The 17,114-nt window shown below is 40.3% G+C and carries 14 protein-coding genes and 1 rRNA gene; 4 read left to right on the top strand and 11 right to left on the bottom strand.

The genetic code is table 11. The features are described from left to right. Positions 1-16: 16 nt before the first annotated feature. Positions 17-3,499 carry a hybrid sensor histidine kinase/response regulator gene (locus F580_RS0123265; protein WP_019030165.1) on the bottom strand — a complete coding sequence of 1,161 codons (3,483 nt, stop codon included), beginning with the start codon at positions 3,497-3,499 and terminating at the stop codon, positions 17-19. A gap of 457 nt (positions 3,500-3,956) precedes the next feature. Between F580_RS0123265 and F580_RS0123255 the strand changes: the two genes are divergently transcribed. From F580_RS0123255 to F580_RS0123240, 4 genes are all read left to right on the top strand, one after another. Further along, positions 3,957-6,086, top strand: coding sequence for a TonB-dependent receptor (locus F580_RS0123255; RefSeq protein WP_019030163.1), 2,130 nt, complete (start codon positions 3,957-3,959; stop codon positions 6,084-6,086). Positions 6,087-6,147: 61 nt separating this feature from the next. Beyond that, positions 6,148-6,414, top strand: a complete 267-nt coding sequence (locus F580_RS0123250) for a hypothetical protein (RefSeq protein WP_019030162.1) — start codon at positions 6,148-6,150, stop codon at positions 6,412-6,414. After that, entirely contained in the window at positions 6,414-7,058 is a 645-nt protein-coding gene (gene pnuC, locus F580_RS0123245; protein WP_019030161.1) for a nicotinamide riboside transporter PnuC, read from the top strand. Before F580_RS0123250 ends, pnuC begins: the two co-directional genes overlap by 1 nt. Before the next feature lie 15 nt (positions 7,059-7,073). Next, positions 7,074-8,015: a phosphotransferase gene (locus F580_RS0123240; protein WP_019030160.1), complete on the top strand. Its 942-nt coding sequence runs from the start codon at positions 7,074-7,076 to the stop codon at positions 8,013-8,015. A gap of 236 nt (positions 8,016-8,251) precedes the next feature. On the opposite strand, the gene F580_RS0123235 is transcribed toward F580_RS0123240, so the two are convergent. From F580_RS0123235 to rrf, 10 genes are all read right to left on the bottom strand, one after another. Beyond that, a complete protein-coding gene (locus tag F580_RS0123235; RefSeq protein WP_019030159.1) occupies positions 8,252-8,677 on the bottom strand; it encodes a F0F1 ATP synthase subunit epsilon in 426 nt (141 codons plus the stop codon). Positions 8,678-8,735: 58 nt separating this feature from the next. Then, the gene (gene atpD, locus F580_RS0123230; protein ID WP_019030158.1) at positions 8,736-10,121 is read right to left on the bottom strand and encodes a F0F1 ATP synthase subunit beta; all 1,386 of its coding nucleotides are present in this window, start codon (positions 10,119-10,121) and stop codon (positions 8,736-8,738) included. Positions 10,122-10,222: 101 nt separating this feature from the next. Then, positions 10,223-11,086 (bottom strand): F0F1 ATP synthase subunit gamma, encoded by an 864-nt coding sequence (atpG, locus tag F580_RS0123225; protein WP_019030157.1) that lies wholly within the window; start codon positions 11,084-11,086, stop codon positions 10,223-10,225. Between the two features lie 38 nt (positions 11,087-11,124). Next, positions 11,125-12,666, bottom strand: a complete 1,542-nt coding sequence (gene atpA / locus F580_RS0123220; protein ID WP_019030156.1) for a F0F1 ATP synthase subunit alpha — start codon at positions 12,664-12,666, stop codon at positions 11,125-11,127. Between the two features lie 15 nt (positions 12,667-12,681). Further along, complete coding sequence (atpH, locus tag F580_RS0123215) at positions 12,682-13,215, bottom strand: F0F1 ATP synthase subunit delta (protein ID WP_019030155.1); 534 nt, start codon at positions 13,213-13,215, stop codon at positions 12,682-12,684. Positions 13,216-13,227: 12 nt separating this feature from the next. After that, positions 13,228-13,698, bottom strand: coding sequence for a F0F1 ATP synthase subunit B (gene atpF, locus F580_RS0123210; protein ID WP_019030154.1), 471 nt, complete (start codon positions 13,696-13,698; stop codon positions 13,228-13,230). A 48-nt stretch (positions 13,699-13,746) separates the two neighbouring features. Beyond that, positions 13,747-13,983, bottom strand: coding sequence for a F0F1 ATP synthase subunit C (gene atpE, locus F580_RS0123205; protein ID WP_019030153.1), 237 nt, complete (start codon positions 13,981-13,983; stop codon positions 13,747-13,749). 90 nt (positions 13,984-14,073) lie between these two features. Beyond that, complete coding sequence (atpB, locus tag F580_RS0123200) at positions 14,074-14,871, bottom strand: F0F1 ATP synthase subunit A (protein WP_019030152.1); 798 nt, start codon at positions 14,869-14,871, stop codon at positions 14,074-14,076. A 67-nt stretch (positions 14,872-14,938) separates the two neighbouring features. After that, on the bottom strand, positions 14,939-15,319 hold the full coding sequence (locus F580_RS0123195; RefSeq protein ID WP_019030151.1) for an ATP synthase subunit I: 381 nt from the start codon (positions 15,317-15,319) through the stop codon (positions 14,939-14,941). A 1,653-nt stretch (positions 15,320-16,972) separates the two neighbouring features. Next, positions 16,973-17,087, bottom strand: a 5S ribosomal RNA gene (gene rrf, locus F580_RS0123190). Between the last annotated feature and the right edge of the window lie 27 nt (positions 17,088-17,114).

Raw genomic sequence — 17,114 nt, 5'->3', positions numbered from 1 at the left:
TAAAACTTAGCTTTATCTAGCTATAACCGACATAATCGGCTTGGAGTTTTTTGGCGAGCATAGCACTCATCATTGCTCGTAACGCGGCTGGTTTTACCAATTTACGCATATAACCAACATCGTAACTTTTGGCTTTTTCTTCTATATCCGCTTCGGTGGTCGCGGTGATTAAGATAGCGGGTAATGAATGATGACACTGGCTACGTATATCTTTGATTAAGGTTAAACCATCTACTTGTTTACCTTGTGGATCCTCTATTTGGCTATCTGTTCGGTAACCCAGCTGGTAATCCACTAATAAGATATCGATTTCGTTACTGTGATTAGCAAATTCTTCAAGCGCTGTTTCTCTGGAGTCTGCCGCTAAAATATTACATTGCCATGCTGACAGTAGCTCAACCATGCCGCTAAGCACGTCAGGATCGTTATCTATGCATAAAACGGTGATATCTTTCAGAGCAACATTAAAACCAGGATTGGCAACACTCCTACTTTGGATAACAGCTTCGGCTTGTTCTACTTGCACAGAGAATTTACATCCTTGCATGGTTTTCGATTGTAAACTTAAAGTGTGCCCTAATAACTGCGCTAGGCTCTGAGTGATATTTAGCCCTAAACCCAAGCCTCTTCCGGCATGATTATTCGCGGTATTAAGTTGGGTAAACTGCTCGAACACCAACGCCTGCTTTTCCACTGGAATACCAGGACCATTATCTAGAATTTGGATAATAACTTGCTGGTTAAAAACTCGCGCGCCCAATAATACCTTGCCCGGACTGGCATACCTAAAGGCATTACCGACAAGATTTTGGATGATACGCCTGAGTAGGTGTCTATCAGATTTAACCCAGACTTTACTTGCAACAAGGCGAAATTCAACCGATTGCTCAATAGCCAGGGCGGCAAACTCTTGCGCTAAGTCTTCGAATAAATCATTGAGAGCAAATACCTGAATATTGGCTTTGATATTGCCACTTTCTAAACGGGCAATGTCAGCTAAATCCGCTAGTAAGTCATTGGCTGCTTTTAAAGAACGGTCGATATTCTCAACTTGCCTTTGCTGGTCCTTGGTTAAGTTACTTTGCTCAGATAGCGCCGAAGTAAATAACCTCGCCGCTTCAAGGGGCTGCATTAAGTCATGGCTACACGCCTTTAGGTACTGACTTTTTTTCAAATGCGCTTGTTCTGCTTTTTCGTGTGCTTTCGCTAGCGCTTCATTAGTTTTAGCTAGGGTTAGTGTCCGCTCATAAACCCGAGTTTCAAGATCTAGATTGGCCTCTTTGAGAACTTGCTCAGCTTGCCGATAAGCGGTGATGTCGGAAAATAACATAACAAAGCCACCACCAGGTAACGGATTACCTTCAATGCGAATAGTTTGGCCACTAGCTTGTTGGCGTTCTGAACTATGTGGGCTGCCTTTACGCAAGAAATCCAAGCGACGATTCACCTGCGACTCTATATCGCCAGTACCACACAAACCTCGTTGCACGTTATGGCGAATCAGCCCAGAAATTGGACTGCCGATATAAACCAAGTCGGAAGGGTACTCGAATAAATCTAAATATTTTTTATTCCAAGCCACTAAACGTAACTGATCATCAACAATGGAAATACCTTCGCTAGCATTTTCAATAGCACTTTGCAGTAAATCTTGCGAAAACTGCTGCTTTTGACTCGAGGCTTCTTCCACTAACACCGCCAGTTCATCCAAATCAAAATCACGCCCTTCAAGTGCTGAGCTCAACACTAAACGAGCAGAAGAAGAGCCCATCACGGTTGCTAGCGTATTTTCAGTGTGCTGCAATAGTTGTTGGTTATAACCGGCATTGCCCAATAGCTTTTTATCATTAGCCGATAAAAAACTTTTGAAGCTATCTCGCGCTTTGTCTAGACCAACAAATCGAGATGATAACAATTCTAAGTCCCTGACATCTAGTTGACGTTTTTTCTCGACGGTAAGTAGTTTTGGTGACTGCCACTCGAGAAACAACGAGGCTTGTACTCGCTCTTGTACGCTTTGCCTGCTGATTTGTGACAATGCCCACATAACAAAAATGTTAGCGCCTAAGCTAAATAAAGTAGCGGTAGTTTTAACCGGTAAGAAGCCTTCAGCAAAAGGCGAAGCATATAAACCAAATTGTGGTAAAAAGTTCAGGGTAAGCCACAAAATAAAGCCGACCAATATACCGGCATAGACTCCGACTAAGCTAGCACGACGCCAATAAAACGCTGCGATAAGCGCGGGTGTTAATTGGGCAAAAGCACCAAACGCCACTTCCCCTAATGAAGACAGTGTATCCGGCGAGGCCATGATGAAAACCCCATAACCCAACATGATAACGAACAAGGCGAGCAGCTTGCGAATATTTAACAAACGTCTGCGAAAGTTATCATAGTCTGTTTGTGCTACTTTTTGTCGACGATAAAGCAGTGGAAAAACAATTTCATTACTGAGCATGGTACTTAAGGCAATGGCTGAGATTATCACCATGGAACTTGCCGCAGAAATAGCGCCTAAAAAAGCAAACAGGGTTAGCCAAGTTTGATTAGTTACGTCAGGTAAAAATAGTACGTAGGTGTCAGAAGGTACGGTATTACCCAATAGCATTTGACCCGCTAACCCCATAGGAACGGCAAAGAAAGCAAAAACTAATAAGTACAGTGGAAAGACTCGGCGACTAAGCCAGGTATCTTTTTGGTCTTTAAGCTCAACAACCATGACTTGGAACTGTCTTGGTAATGATAAAAATGCCGCCATCACAATCACTAGCATGGCCACCATTGAGGTTACGCTATCTGCGGTAAGTTGTTGCTCAAGTAAAGCATTAGCATCGGCTTGTTGCCAAATATCTGCTGGTGAATCGTAAAGCACAAAACAAACGAAGATACCCACCGCTAAAAAGGCAAATAACTTAACTAAAGACTCAAAGGCAATGGCCAACATTACCCCTGGGTGACGCTCAGTAACATCGATGTGTCTGATACCAAACAACACGGTAAATACCGCTAACACTAAACTAACCACCAAGCCGATATGCCAACTAGTGAAACTCTTATCTATTTGTAGTTGCTGAAATGAATACACCATCGCTTTTAGCTGTAGCGCGATATAGGGCATAGTACCGACGAGTGCCACTATGGTGACCATAATAGCTAGGTTGTGTGACTTACCAAAGCGAGCAGCCAGCAAATCAGCAATAGAGGTTAAATGCAGTTTTAAACTGACCCTAATAATGCGTTGGATAAACGGCCAAGCAAAGACAAAAAGTAGAATAGGCCCTAAATAAATAGGGACATGGGACAGTAAATTGGTTGACGCTTGTCCGGTGGTGCCTAAAAAGCTCCACGAGGTACAATAAACCCCCAACGTGAGTGCATAAATGATGCCCTGACCTTTCTTCGCCAACTGATGCCGGTATTTATCACCTAAGAAAGCAATTAAAAATAACAAGCTAATATAAGCCAGACTCAATAGCACTAATTGCCAATTCGGAAACATAAACACTCGCTACTTTTATTAAATGTGATAGCTTCCACAATGTGGATTCATCAAACTATCCGCTCCACTTCATAATGCAGCATTCACTAGGAATTTAAAAGACTTAAGACAAGGCAGAGACGTAAGGAGTCATTATTCTCGATACTAGCTGCTGTTTGCCCTAATAAGAGACTTAATAAAAAGATTAGTATGTGATTTTTTGTTAGAATAGCGTGAAACCAAGGGGTGCGCTGTCATTTGATTTTTCAATTGATTTGCCGCTGAGATATATACTCTTTGAACCTGGGCAGAAAATTAACTTAATTAGTTTTCTGGCATAGGGATGGTTATAGATAAAATTAATACCAAGTGCATTAACTTTACGTTGAGCAATAAATTCGTGTAATTGGTATAACATTCTTCAAATTCATCCTCATTGCACACGCCTCTTTTTTTATTTTTGTTGATGAGATTTTTAATGACTTTCCCCAAATCGGCTATTTGTTTAGCTATCACCGCCAGTATCTTTAACGTTACCGCCTTCGCTGAAGAGCAAGAGAGTAATGACACGAATAACAAAAACAATGTTGAAACCATCACAGTTACCAGTGATTTTCGTCAGCAAAGTCTGCAAAAGGCTCCGGTATCAATGTCGGTTCTAACCGATATAGACATTAAGCAGCGTAATGCTAAACATCTTGAAGAGTTAATTGCGATTAGCCCTAATGTTAACTTTGCCAGTGGTTCACAACGAGCACGTTATTATCAAATCCGTGGCATTGGTGAGCGTAGTCAATTTAAAGAGCCGATTAACCCATCAGTAGGTATGATTATCGATGAAATAGATTTTACTGGTATCGGCAGTGTTGCTTCTTTATTTGATGTTAAACAAGCGGAAGTATACCGTGGTCCACAAGGCACACGTTTTGGCGCTAATGCTATCGCCGGTATGATCAATATCACCACCAACGAGCCAACTGAAGACTTTGAAGGTGCCGTACAACTGGGTGTTGGCAATTATAATACTTATGATATGGGTGTTGCCTTATCGGGACCTGCCAGCGATTCAGTAAATTACCGCTTAGCTGTTAATCAAAGTAACAGTAATGGTTATATGGAAAATGTGCATTTGCAGCGCGATGATACTAACAACCGTGATGAATTAAGCATACGTGGCAAGTTAGCCATTGAAGCGAGTAACGACCTTACTATTGACCTTGCTGGTTTCTATTTTGATTTCGATAACGGTTATGATGCCTATTCATTAGATAACACCCGAGAGACCCTTTCTGATGAGCCTGGTTTTGACCAACAAGAAACCGCCGCCTTTTCGGCAAAATTTACTTATCAGGGTTTTGACAGCGCCACCGTATTAGCCATTATTAGTAGCTCCGATTCAGATCTAGCTTATGGTTATGATGAAGATTGGGCCTACCTTGGCATATCAGACCCTGATATTATCGAAAACCCTGATTATGCTTACTGGGAGTACAGTTCTACCGACCATTATTACCGCGATAAAGCAGTATTAACTTCGGAGTTACGTGCAATATCTAAGCAAGGCCAAGAAATTTTTAATGGCAGTACGGCTTGGGTTGCGGGTGCTTATTTCAAGCAAGACGACGAAGATCTTTTACGCCAATACACTTATGCCGATGGTGGTTTCACCTCGACTAATGAGCGTACCAGTGTCGCGTTTTATGGGCAATTAGATACGCAGTTGAGCGAGCGCTGGTCATTAATTTCTGGTTTACGTATTGAAAATTACAGCGCTGACTATAACAATTCTGATCTTTTTAATGACAGGATTGACGATACTATGGTTGGCGGTAAGTTAGTGCTTAGTTACCAACAAAATCAAGATAGCTTGTGGTACGCCTCCATTAATCGCGGCTATAAAGCTGGCGGCCATAATACCGACGGTACTTTGCCTGAGGATTTACGTACATTTGACCCTGAGTATTTACTGAACTATGAATTGGGTTATAAAGTTTCTTTACTCGATAATAGTGCTTATGTACGCAGCTCTGTTTTTTATATGGACCGAGAAGATGTACAGGTTAGTAGCTCTAAAACCATAGAACGTGAAGATGGTAGTTCTGAATTCATTAGCTATTTAGGTAATGCTGCTACAGGCACGAACTACGGAGTTGAAGTTGAAGCGGCTTGGGAGTTAAATAACGTTGTTAACGTATACGGTTCATTCGGCTTACTTGAAACTGAATTTAATGATTTTATTAATGCTGAAGGTGAATCTTTAGATGGTCGTGAACAAGCTCATGCGCCAAATTATCAATTTAATGTCGGTATCAATATTCTACCTACTGAAAACTGGTTAATTAACTTATCAGTTGACGGTAAAGATAGTTTCTATTTCTCCGATAGCCATGATGAGCAATCTGAATCCGTAGCATTACTTAACGCTTCTATTGCTTACATACAAGATAATTGGCAAGTGAAGCTTTGGGGCCGAAACCTTACCGACAAAGAATATGCTAACCGCGGTTTTTATTTTGGTAATGATCCTCGCGATGGTTATACCGCCAAGCAATATACTCAGCTATCTGAGCCATTAGTTTTTGGGGCTAGCTTAGATTATCAATTTTAATTAACATGACTTGTATTAGGGGGAGAGATCTCTTCCCCTAATACATTTATAAAGGTACCTTATGAAAATTTCTATCGAACTAAGCTTATACCCGTTAGCAGAAGAACAATATAAAACAGAGATTTGGGCTTTTATTAAAAGACTTAGATCGGTCGAAGGCTTGCAAGTAGTTACTAACGGCATGAGTACGCAAGTATTTGGCGATTACGACCTTGCTGTTAGCCATGTTATGGCAGAGATCAAGCACGTACATCAAACAACCGGAGCCGCGGTTTTTGTTTGTAAGTTTATTAATGGTGATCGTTCACAAGTAGAAGCTGAAAGTTAATGGCTGAAATTTATAGCAGTGTCATTACCTACTTCCAAAATATGCCTTGGCTTGAGCTAATTGCCATGCTGCTTTCACTTGCTTATGTAATATTGGCAGCTAAGGGTTCTTTATGGTGTTGGCCTGCTGCTTTTATCAGTACAGCGCTATACACAGTTATCTTTTATGATGTTTTATTATTAATGGATAGCGCCTTAAACGCCTATTACTTATTAATGGCCGTTTATGGTTATTGGCAATGGTCTAAGCACAATAATAACAATCAAACTGATAATTCCGAACTCACCATAGTAAGCTGGGATTTGAGTTGGCATATTAAAATATGCACTGGCTTAGCATTACTAGCTGTGGCTCTAGGTTATCTTATGGATAATTATACTACTGCACATTTTCCTTATTTAGACACCTTTACTACCGTTTTCGCGGTATTTGCTACCTACCTGGTTGCCAATAAGGTTTTAGAAAACTGGCTTTACTGGATTGTCATTGATCTTGTTTCTATCTATTTATATATTGAAAAAGATCTAGTACCGACCACTGTGTTATTTGTTATCTTTGTTATTGTTGCTTGTTATGGTTACACCAAGTGGTTAAAGCTCTATAAGCACTCTGTAATCAAGCTACAGCCCGCAACCACTAGCTAAGGCTAACCTTGTTATATGTCTATTCCTATAGAGGTTATTAATTCGCTGAAATCTCTGCCTTGTTTTACCGAGATTCAAGCCATTAGTTTATTAGCTAATGGCTTGAGCCAAACAGCTATCAAGGTTACCACCGCCTCACAGGTGTTTTTTGCTAAAAAGCTTAATGATGAAACCGCCCATACAGAGGTTTCTTGTGCCCTCTTTTTTACTAGGAAAGGTACAGAGCAAGATACAAAGCAACCGTTAAGTCCGTCCGTTATTTACCATGATCAACGATGGTTAGTGACCGAGTTTATTAACGGTATTACCCTAGCGGAATCCCAACTTAACAATGAGCTGAAAACCTCCGCTGCACTCGTACTTATGGCAAAGTTACACCAGTTGCCCACTGCAGCTTTCAAGCAAGCAATTGCACCGCTAGACCCTACTCAGTCGGTTAAGTACTTATTAACTAATCCTAGCCCTTTTTTAGCACAACATCGCCGTCTTTTAGATAAAGTGACCAAGTCACTGTCTAGCCATATAAACCGTTCAATTGAGAGTGCTAAGAGCCCAAGCGTACTTTGCCATGGAGATATTAATTTCACCAATATTCTCTTGGATGTTGAGCAGGGGACTTGGTTGATAGATTTTGAATGCGCGCATTTAGCGCCTGTTGAATTCGATTTGGCCATGTTTATTGCGATAAACAATATTGCTGACGGTAAAATAGCTGAAGTAATTAATGACTATGGCAAGTTAGTAGCCAGTTACCAACCTAATAAACAATTACTATATTACTTTATTCTTTATAGCTTCTATATTAATGGTTTATGGTACTTTGATAATATAAATGAGCTTGAGAGTGATAATCTACTGTATACCCTAGCTATCGAACAGTGGTCTGCTTTCGACCGTTTTGCCACTGAACACTCCATTTTACTACCAAAATTAATGTCGGTAGTTGTAGACGATTAGTTAATGCTGCTAACGAACCAACCGCCTAATAGTTTCAATATCTTTTCTTTTGATACTATTCTCTCATAGTATTACAGACACAAAAAAGCCGCTTTACTGCAATAGTAAAGCGGCTTTTTAAATCAGTATCTGTGTTCAGTTCTTAACTCTATGCTCTTCTCTATCTTAAAGAAAAGTAAAAGTCAGAAATCACTAAACCTAAAGGTATATAACTAGTTACTAGCTAAAGTAACTAACTATGAAACTTTCTTGCTAGTCGCTTGGATAACGCGCAATTGCGCTTCCGCACGAGCTAATTCTGCAGAAACAGCAGCATAGTCAACATCAACACCATTAGCGTTAATATTTTCTTCTGCACGTTTTTTCGCATCAAGAGCAGCTTGCTCATCCAAGTCCGCAGCACGTGTAGCAACATCGGCTAACACGATTACGTTATTTGGTTGAACTTCTAACATACCACCTGAAAGATAAATAACTTCTTCTGTGCCATCTTCTTTAGTGATTAATGCCATACCTGGTTTTAGTGAGGTTAATAAAGGTGCGTGACCCGGCATAATACCAAGTTCACCTTCACTACCTGTGATCTGTAATGATTTAATGCTACCCGAAAATAAACTTTCTTCTGCACTAACAACATTAAGATGTACCGTAAATAATGCCATTTGACTCGACCTCTATTACTGTAAGCACTAACACTAAGTGAAAGTGCTTACTAATTGATTACATCTTAGCAGCTTTCTCGATAGCTTCTTCGATACCACCAACCATGTAGAACGCTTGCTCAGGCATATCATCATAGTCACCTGCCAAAATGCCTTTAAAGCCAGCAATGGTGTCTTTTAATGGTACATATTTACCTGGCGAACCAGTAAATACTTCAGCAACGAAGAACGGCTGAGATAAGTAACGCTGTATTTTACGTGCACGGAATACAGTTTGCTTATCTTCTTCAGATAACTCATCCATACCTAAGATGGCGATGATATCTTTAAGTTCTTTGTAACGTTGTAATACTGTTTGTACACCACGAGCAGTCTCATAATGTTCAGTACCAACAACTAACGGATCTAATTGACGCGAAGTAGAGTCAAGTGGATCGATAGCTGGGTAAATACCTTGTGAAGCAATATCACGACTTAGTACAACAGTTGCATCTAAGTGAGCAAAGGTAGTTGCCGGGCTAGGGTCAGTTAAATCATCCGCAGGTACGTATACCGCTTGGATTGAAGTGATTGAACCTTTATGCGTTGAAGTGATGCGCTCTTGTAATACACCCATTTCTTCAGCAAGCGTTGGTTGATAACCAACCGCTGACGGCATACGACCAAGTAGTGCTGATACTTCAGTACCCGCAAGTGTATAACGGTAAATGTTATCTACGAAGAATAATACGTCACGACCTTCGTCACGGAATTTTTCAGCCATAGTTAAACCAGTAAAGGCAACACGTAAACGGTTTCCTGGAGGCTCGTTCATTTGACCGTAAACCAACGATACTTTATCAAGTACGTTAGAATCGTTCATTTCGTGATAGAAATCGTTACCTTCACGTGTACGCTCACCAACACCAGCAAATACTGAGTAACCACTGTGCTCGATCGCGATGTTACGGATAAGTTCCATCATGTTTACTGTTTTACCAACACCAGCACCACCGAAAAGACCAACTTTACCACCCTTAGCGAATGGACAAATTAAATCGATTACTTTGATACCAGTTTCTAGCAATTCATTTGACATCGCTTGTTCAGCGTAAGCTGGCGCTTCACGGTGAATAGACCAACGGGCTTTTTCGCCAATTGGACCAGCTTCATCAATAGGCTCACCTAGTACGTTCATGATGCGACCTAACGTCTCAACACCAACAGGTACTTGAATTGATTCACCTGTATTTACTACATTCAGACCACGACACAAACCATCTGAGGAACCCATTGCGATAGTACGTACAACGCCGCCACCAAGCTGCTGTTGTACTTCAAGTACTAAACCTTCAAGGTTACCTTCGGTTACTTTTACTGCGTCATATATCTTTGGTACGGCATCTTGTGGAAATTCAACATCCACAACTGCGCCAATAATTTGGACGACTTTACCTGTACTCATGTTTATTCCTCTTAATTTAAGTTAGCTAAGCTTGACCTAGCTAACTTTTCTTTAAATTACGAAAATTGTTAACAGATTACTTCGTTACCGAACTATTCTGCTTACCCTACCGCAGCCGCACCAGCAACAATCTCACCCAATTCTTGAGTAATCGCTGCTTGACGCGCTTTGTTATATATCAATTGAAGATCGTCGATTAAATCACCCGCATTATCCGTTGCGGCTTTCATTGAAACCATACGAGATGCTTGTTCACAAGCAATATTTTCAACAACACCTTGATATACTTGAGATTCAATATAACGAACTAATAATTGATCTAACAATACGTTAGCGTCAGGTTCGTAAATATAATCCCAACGATGACTAATTTCTTTGTCATCTGATTTAGGTAGAGGTAACAATTGATCAATTGTCGGCTCTTGCGTCATAGTGTTAACAAATTTGTTATACACTACGAATAGCCTATCAATTTCACCGTTATCATAAGCTTTAAGCATTACCGCTACACTACCAACTAAGTCAGTGAGTGAAGGGGAATCACCTAAGCCCGATATTTGTGCAGTTACTTTAGCGCCCATATTGTTGAAAAATGACGTGGCTTTTGAGCCAATTACACAAAATTCAACTTCAGCACCTGATGTTTGCTTTTCAGCAGCATCAGCAAGTACTTTCTTAAATAAATTAATATTTAAGCCACCACACAAACCACGGTCACTTGAGACGACAATGTAGCCAACACGCTTAGCTTCACGTTCTTCCATATAAGGATGACGATATTCTAAGTTACCAAGCGCGATATGACCAATCACATTCCGTATATTTGTCGCATATGGACGAGAGGCTGCCATGCATTCCTGCGCTTTACGCATTTTACTCGCGGCAACCATTTCCATAGCGTTTGTGATCTTTTGAGTGCCTTTAACACTCGCAATCTTGGTTTTTATTTCTTTACCAACGGCCATGACTCTTCTCCGAAAACGTTACTTAATTAAAGACTCGATTACCAAGTTTGCGTAGACTTGAATAACTCAAGTGCTTTATTCAAACTAGCTTCAATATCTTTATTGTAGTCACCGCTTTCATTGATAGTAGCCATCAACTCAGCATGCTCAGTATTTACATAAGCATGTAGCGCTGCTTCACAATCAACAATTTTGTTGATTGCAACGTCAGTTAAATAGCCTTTTTCTGCGGCAAATAATGACACTGCTGTTTCAGCAACTGACAATGGGCTGTATTGCTTTTGCTTCATCAATTCAGTAACGCGTTGACCGTGCTCTAATTGAGCGCGAGTCGCATCATCTAAATCTGAGGCAAATTGAGCAAATGCTGCTAATTCAGCATATTGAGCAAGTGCTAAACGAATACCGCCACCAAGTTTCTTGATGATCTTCGTTTGTGCAGCACCACCAACACGCGATACTGAAATACCGGCGTTAACAGCTGGGCGAATACCCGCGTTAAATAGGCTAGATTCTAAGAAGATCTGACCATCGGTAATTGAGATTACGTTAGTTGGTACGAAAGCAGATACATCACCCGCTTGCGTTTCAATAATTGGTAATGCAGTTAATGAACCTGTTTTACCTTTAACTTCACCATTAGTGAATTTTTCAACGTAAGCTTCGTTTACACGAGCAGCACGTTCTAATAATCTACTATGAAGATAGAAAACGTCACCTGGGTAGGCTTCACGACCTGGCGGACGACGTAAAAGTAATGAAATTTGACGGTAAGCAACTGCTTGCTTAGACAAATCATCATATACGATTAGTGCATCTTCGCCGCGATCACGGAAGTATTCACCCATAGAACAACCAGCGTATGGTGCTAGGTATTGTAATGCTGCAGCTTCAGAAGCTGAAGCAACAACTATGATAGTGTTTGATAACGCGCCATGCTCTTCCAAGTTACGAACAAGGTTCGCTACAGTAGAAGCTTTCTGGCCGATAGCAACGTAGATACACTTAATACCAGTATTTTTTTGGTTGATGATAGCGTCAATTGCAATCGCTGATTTACCGATTTGACGGTCACCAATGATTAATTCACGTTGACCACGACCAATCGGAATCATAGCATCAATAGACTTGATACCAGTTTGAACTGGTTGGTCTACTGATTTACGTTCGATAACACCTGGTGCAACAACTTCTATTGGAGAGAAACCGTCATTTTCAATTGGGCCTTTGCCATCAATTGGCTCACCAAGAGTGTTTACTACGCGGCCTAATAGACCACGACCTACTGGTACTTCTAAAATACGACCAGTACCTTTAACTTTTTGGCCTTCCGCTAAATCAGCGTATGGGCCCATTACTACCGCACCTACAGAATCACGTTCTAGGTTTAACGCGATAGCGAAACGGTTACCAGGAAGTTCGATCATTTCACCTTGCATTACATCGGCAAGGCCATTAATACGAATAATACCATCTGTTACAGAAACGATAGTACCTTCGTTACGAGCTTCGCTGACAACGGCAAACTGATCAATTCTATTCTTGATCAGTTCAGCGATTTCAGTGGAATTCAGTTGCATGCTCTGTTTCCTTATCTAAGATTGTAATGATGTTGCTAAACGGCTCAGCTTACCTTTAATAGAGCCATCTATTACCATGTCACCAGCTTGTATAATTAAGCCAGATACGATACTTGCATCAACAGTACAATTAAGCTTTACTTTACGTGCCAAACGCTTTTCAAGCGCGGCGCTTAATTTTGTTTTTTGCTCTGCGGTTACTTCAACTGCAGAAGTTACATCCACAGCGATTTCTTGGTCAAAATCAGCTTTTAACGCTATAAATTGTTCAAGAACCTGAGGTAGCACCAACAAACGTTCGTTTTCAGCCATAACTTTTAAAAAGTTTTGACCTTTACTGTCTACTTGTTCACCACAAACATTCAAAAATAATGTTTGTACTTGCTCTACTGAAGTACCACCTGATAGAAAACCTTTAATGGTTTCATCTTTAGCGACTTCAGCAGCAAATGTTAACTGGGTTAACCAGCTATCAATTGCTTTAGCTTCAACAGCAAATTCGAACGCTGCTTTAGCATAAGGACGAGCGACAGTTGTCAAATCAGACATAGCTCTTTCCTCTTAAAGTTCCGCAACGAGTTTATCTAAGATGTCGCTATGTGCAGCGGCATCAATTGAACGTTCAAGAATTTTCTCGGCAGCGGCTATAGCAAGAACGGCAACTTGTGCACGTAATTCTTCTTTAGCTCGGTTACGTTCAGTCTCTATCTCTGCAAGACCTGAAGTTAAGATTTTTTCTTTCTCAACTTGTGCTTTGCCAGCAGTTTCTTCAATAATTTTAGCTTCAAGTTTTTTAGCAGCATCAACAATTGATGCAGCTTGAACTTTAGCTTCTTTTAATTGAGCTGTTGCTTTCTCTTGAGCAAGCTCAAGATCTTTAGCAGCACGGTCTGAAGCAGCAAGTCCATCAGCAATAGTTGCTTGACGAGCTTCGATAGCAGCCATAATTGGCGGCCATACAAACTTCATACAGAAAATTACAAATACGACAAACGCAATTAACTGGCCAATAATAGTGGCATTAATATTCATTTGTGTACCTCCTAATCAATTATTCGTTTAAAAAATAAAGTGGCTAAATTAACCGATTTTAACGAATAAAATGTATAAGCCCATTGCTACACCGATCATCGCGATAGCATCGATAAGACCTGCTACGATGAACATTTTAACTTGTAGTTGTGGTGCTAATTCAGGTTGACGAGCAGCAGATTCTAAGAATTTACCACCTAACAAACCAAAACCGATTGCAGTACCTAAAGCGCCAAAGCCGATAAGTAGTGCTGCAGCAATATACATTAAGCCAATGTTTTCCATTTTTATCTCCGATTGTTTAAAGTTAAAGTTTTAAAAATTTGTTCTATATAGGGGGCCCTGTCCGTTATTGACCGAAGCCCCGCTACAATACTAGTGATCTTCGTGCGCTAAACTAAGGTATACAATAGTTAGCATCATAAAGATAAACGCCTGTAATGGGATTACCAACAAGTGGAATACTGCCCATATAAAATGTAGTGGCAATTGGTATAAACCAAGTGTCGCAATTAGTAAGAAGATCAACTCACCCGCATACAAGTTACCAAATAAACGTAATGCTAATGATAATGGACGAGCAAGTAGAGTCACCACTTCAAGTATAAAGTTGATTGGATACAAAGACCAATGACCAAAAGGCTGCGTGTAAAGCTCCTTCATAAAGCCGCCAAAACCTTTTACTTTAATTGAGTAGTAAACAATAAGGAAAAATACGCCACCCGCTAAGGCAAAGGTAGTACTAAGGTCAGCTGTTGGTACTGGCTTCATGTAAATATCAGCCATATCCATACCAGTAACTAAACTAATTATCCAAGGTATTAAATCTACTGGCACCCAGTCCATGGCATTCATCAACAAAATCCAGACAAATATAGTCAAAGCTAAAGGAGCTATTAAGTCATTTTTGCCATGAAAAGTGCCTTTAACACTATCGTCTACAAATTCTACCACCATTTCAACTGCACATTGCAGTTTACCTGGTACGCCCGGCGTTGCTTTTTTAGCAACACTACGGAAAATAGTAAGAAATACCAAGCCTAAAAACACCGACCAACCCAACGAATCTAAATTCCAGCTCCAAAAGCCTTCACCTACCGTTAAATTAGTTAAATGATGTTTAATATATTCTTGGCTGGTTAGTGTTGCTTCAGTAGCAGCAGCTGCAGACATATTAATGTTCCTAATGATTAAAGTTTAAATTAAAATTTTGTAAATTCTGTTTATGAGCAATTACGACTTAGTGTTTAAATAGGTGCGGCGTTACCGCGGGCATAAACAATACTAAGCTAAACATTGCAAAAAATGGCATCGGCACCAACACTATAAATTTGAAGGCGAGTGCTAGTAATAAAGCCATCAAGGCCACTTTCAATTTCACGCCACTAAAAAAGGAATCAACCACTTTTCTAGAGGACTGCGCCCCAGCATATTTAAATGCTTTATAGGCGAATAACATATTTGGGATAATTGCAATAAAACCACCAATCACTGCTGATTTAGCAATTGCCCATCCCCAAATAAAATAAATGACTAGCGTAAGAAACAATACTACCGCCACCATGAAAACAATCTGTTGCCGAGCAAACTTTTGCCCAACGGCTGTTAATGTATTATTCATAGTGTTCTTTTTTATAAATATACGAATTAAGTCGTATGTTCTATAGTTTTTTAAAGTAAAAACTTTAACGCTAAAAAGTTTGCGCAAGTATACTTAACCTGGCTTTTTTTGCAAGATATAAGGGCAATACACGCACTATATTTGTGCGAACTATTTATAATTCCATACGAGATAGCCATTAAAAGACTGTTAATTCTCTGTTCGATTTATTAGCGCCTATACAACATAATTAGCGGTCAAACCCGTTTGAGATACTCCAACCTTCCATTAAATTTACAAGCTTCATAAATGAATGACAGGGAACAATAAAGCACATTGCTAAAAATAAAATATTCCAACCTTACTTTCTATTAACATTTCGCTAAATTAAATAAACCTGATTATACAGTCCAGGATGAATAAACTCTGCAGGAGAGTTTAATACCAAGGCACGTCTCTAGCATAGGTAACAAACCCACGAGAAATTGTCAGCAATATAACTGCTTTCTACTCGTTCTGCATTAAATTAGATAAACCTTTTAAATCACAAACTGGCTAAGTTGAGACCTGTCTTTTTTATTCCTTAAAAATGCTCTCCTGTATATCCATCATTGGGACGATGACTTGTTTAAATTCAATACAGCAGAAAGTAAGAGGTTTATAAATAGGTTTTATCTTACTAGAACTTTGTAAAGTAATACTCTCATATACTTACCAGCAACATAACTTCACGACTAGCGACGAAACTGCGTTGACGTGAACGGGATCAGGTGGTGTGACAGCATTAAATAATATTTTCGAAAAGCAGGTGAAAGTGATCAGGTGGAATCACAATTGGTAGGCGGGAATTTATTCGAGCTTATTACAAATCCCCCCAAATCCCAAACAGCAAGAAGCCCGACTCTTTCGAATCGGGCTTCTTGTCATTTATTAGAGAGTGAAGTGGAGAATGTCTAGTCTCACATAAAGGGAAAAACACCCACACTCTATCACCTCCTCCGCTATTATCTTGCGCGATTGAAATCCCGCCTACACAGGTCTCATACCGTAGGCGAGAATTTATTCGCGTTTATTACAAATCCCCCAAATCCCAAACAGCAAGAAGCCCGACTCTTTCGAATCGGGCTTCTTGTCATTTATGAGAGAGTGAAGTGGAAGATGTCCTACTCTCACATAAAGAGAAAAACACCCACACGCTCACACTTCCACCGCTATTACCTTGCGCGATTGAAATCCCGCCTACACAGGTCTCATAGCGAAGGCGGGAATTTATTCGCGCTTATTTTCAAAATACCAAACAGCAAAAAGCCCAACTCTTTCGAATCGGGCTTATTGTCATTTATTAGAGAGTGAAGTGGTGAATGTCCTAGTCTCACATAAAGGGAAAAACACCCACACGCTCTCACCTCCTCCGCTATTATCTTGCGCGATTGAAATCCCGCCTACACAGGTCTCATACCGTAGGCGGGAATTTATTCGCGCTTATTCTCAAATCCCAAACAGCAAAAAGCCCGTTACTTTCGTAACGGGCTTCTCTTAATAGAAGTCTAGCAATGTCCTACTCTCACATGGGCATGTCTAATATCAGTCACACTACCATCGGCGCAACTGCGTTTTCCAAATCCCAGAAAGCAAAAAACCCGTAGCGTAAGCTACGGGTTTCTTTAATTAGAAGTCTAGCAATGTCCTACTCTCACATGGGAACTCCCACACTACCATCGGCGCAACTGCGTTTCACTTCTGAGTTCGGAAAGGGATCAGGTGGGGCCACAGCGCTATTGTCGCTAAACAAAAAGGGTACAATCTTAGAAAGCTT

Origin of the sequence: Colwellia piezophila ATCC BAA-637, from assembly GCF_000378625.1 — a bacterium.
Classification (GTDB): domain Bacteria; phylum Pseudomonadota; class Gammaproteobacteria; order Enterobacterales; family Alteromonadaceae; genus Colwellia; species Colwellia piezophila.
Note: the sequence above shows the minus strand (reverse complement) of the source record. Positions and strands in the feature narration are given on the sequence as shown.

Excerpts from the sequence above, each read along its gene's own strand:
- F580_RS0123265 (WP_019030165.1), bottom strand. The coding sequence starts at position 3,499 with ATGTTTCCGAATTGGCAATTAGTGCTATTGAGTCTGGCTTATATTAGC.
- atpB (WP_019030152.1), bottom strand. The coding sequence starts at position 14,871 with ATGTCTGCAGCTGCTGCTACTGAAGCAACACTAACCAGCCAAGAATAT.
- atpA (WP_019030156.1), bottom strand. The coding sequence starts at position 12,666 with ATGCAACTGAATTCCACTGAAATCGCTGAACTGATCAAGAATAGAATT.
- atpD (WP_019030158.1), bottom strand. The coding sequence starts at position 10,121 with ATGAGTACAGGTAAAGTCGTCCAAATTATTGGCGCAGTTGTGGATGTT.
- F580_RS0123195 (WP_019030151.1), bottom strand. The coding sequence starts at position 15,319 with ATGAATAATACATTAACAGCCGTTGGGCAAAAGTTTGCTCGGCAACAG.
- F580_RS0123235 (WP_019030159.1), bottom strand. The coding sequence starts at position 8,677 with ATGGCATTATTTACGGTACATCTTAATGTTGTTAGTGCAGAAGAAAGT.
- F580_RS0123240 (WP_019030160.1), top strand. The coding sequence starts at position 7,074 with ATGTCTATTCCTATAGAGGTTATTAATTCGCTGAAATCTCTGCCTTGT.
- pnuC (WP_019030161.1), top strand. The coding sequence starts at position 6,414 with ATGGCTGAAATTTATAGCAGTGTCATTACCTACTTCCAAAATATGCCT.
- atpF (WP_019030154.1), bottom strand. The coding sequence starts at position 13,698 with ATGAATATTAATGCCACTATTATTGGCCAGTTAATTGCGTTTGTCGTA.
- atpE (WP_019030153.1), bottom strand. The coding sequence starts at position 13,983 with ATGGAAAACATTGGCTTAATGTATATTGCTGCAGCACTACTTATCGGC.
- F580_RS0123255 (WP_019030163.1), top strand. The coding sequence starts at position 3,957 with ATGACTTTCCCCAAATCGGCTATTTGTTTAGCTATCACCGCCAGTATC.
- atpG (WP_019030157.1), bottom strand. The coding sequence starts at position 11,086 with ATGGCCGTTGGTAAAGAAATAAAAACCAAGATTGCGAGTGTTAAAGGC.
- F580_RS0123250 (WP_019030162.1), top strand. The coding sequence starts at position 6,148 with ATGAAAATTTCTATCGAACTAAGCTTATACCCGTTAGCAGAAGAACAA.
- atpH (WP_019030155.1), bottom strand. The coding sequence starts at position 13,215 with ATGTCTGATTTGACAACTGTCGCTCGTCCTTATGCTAAAGCAGCGTTC.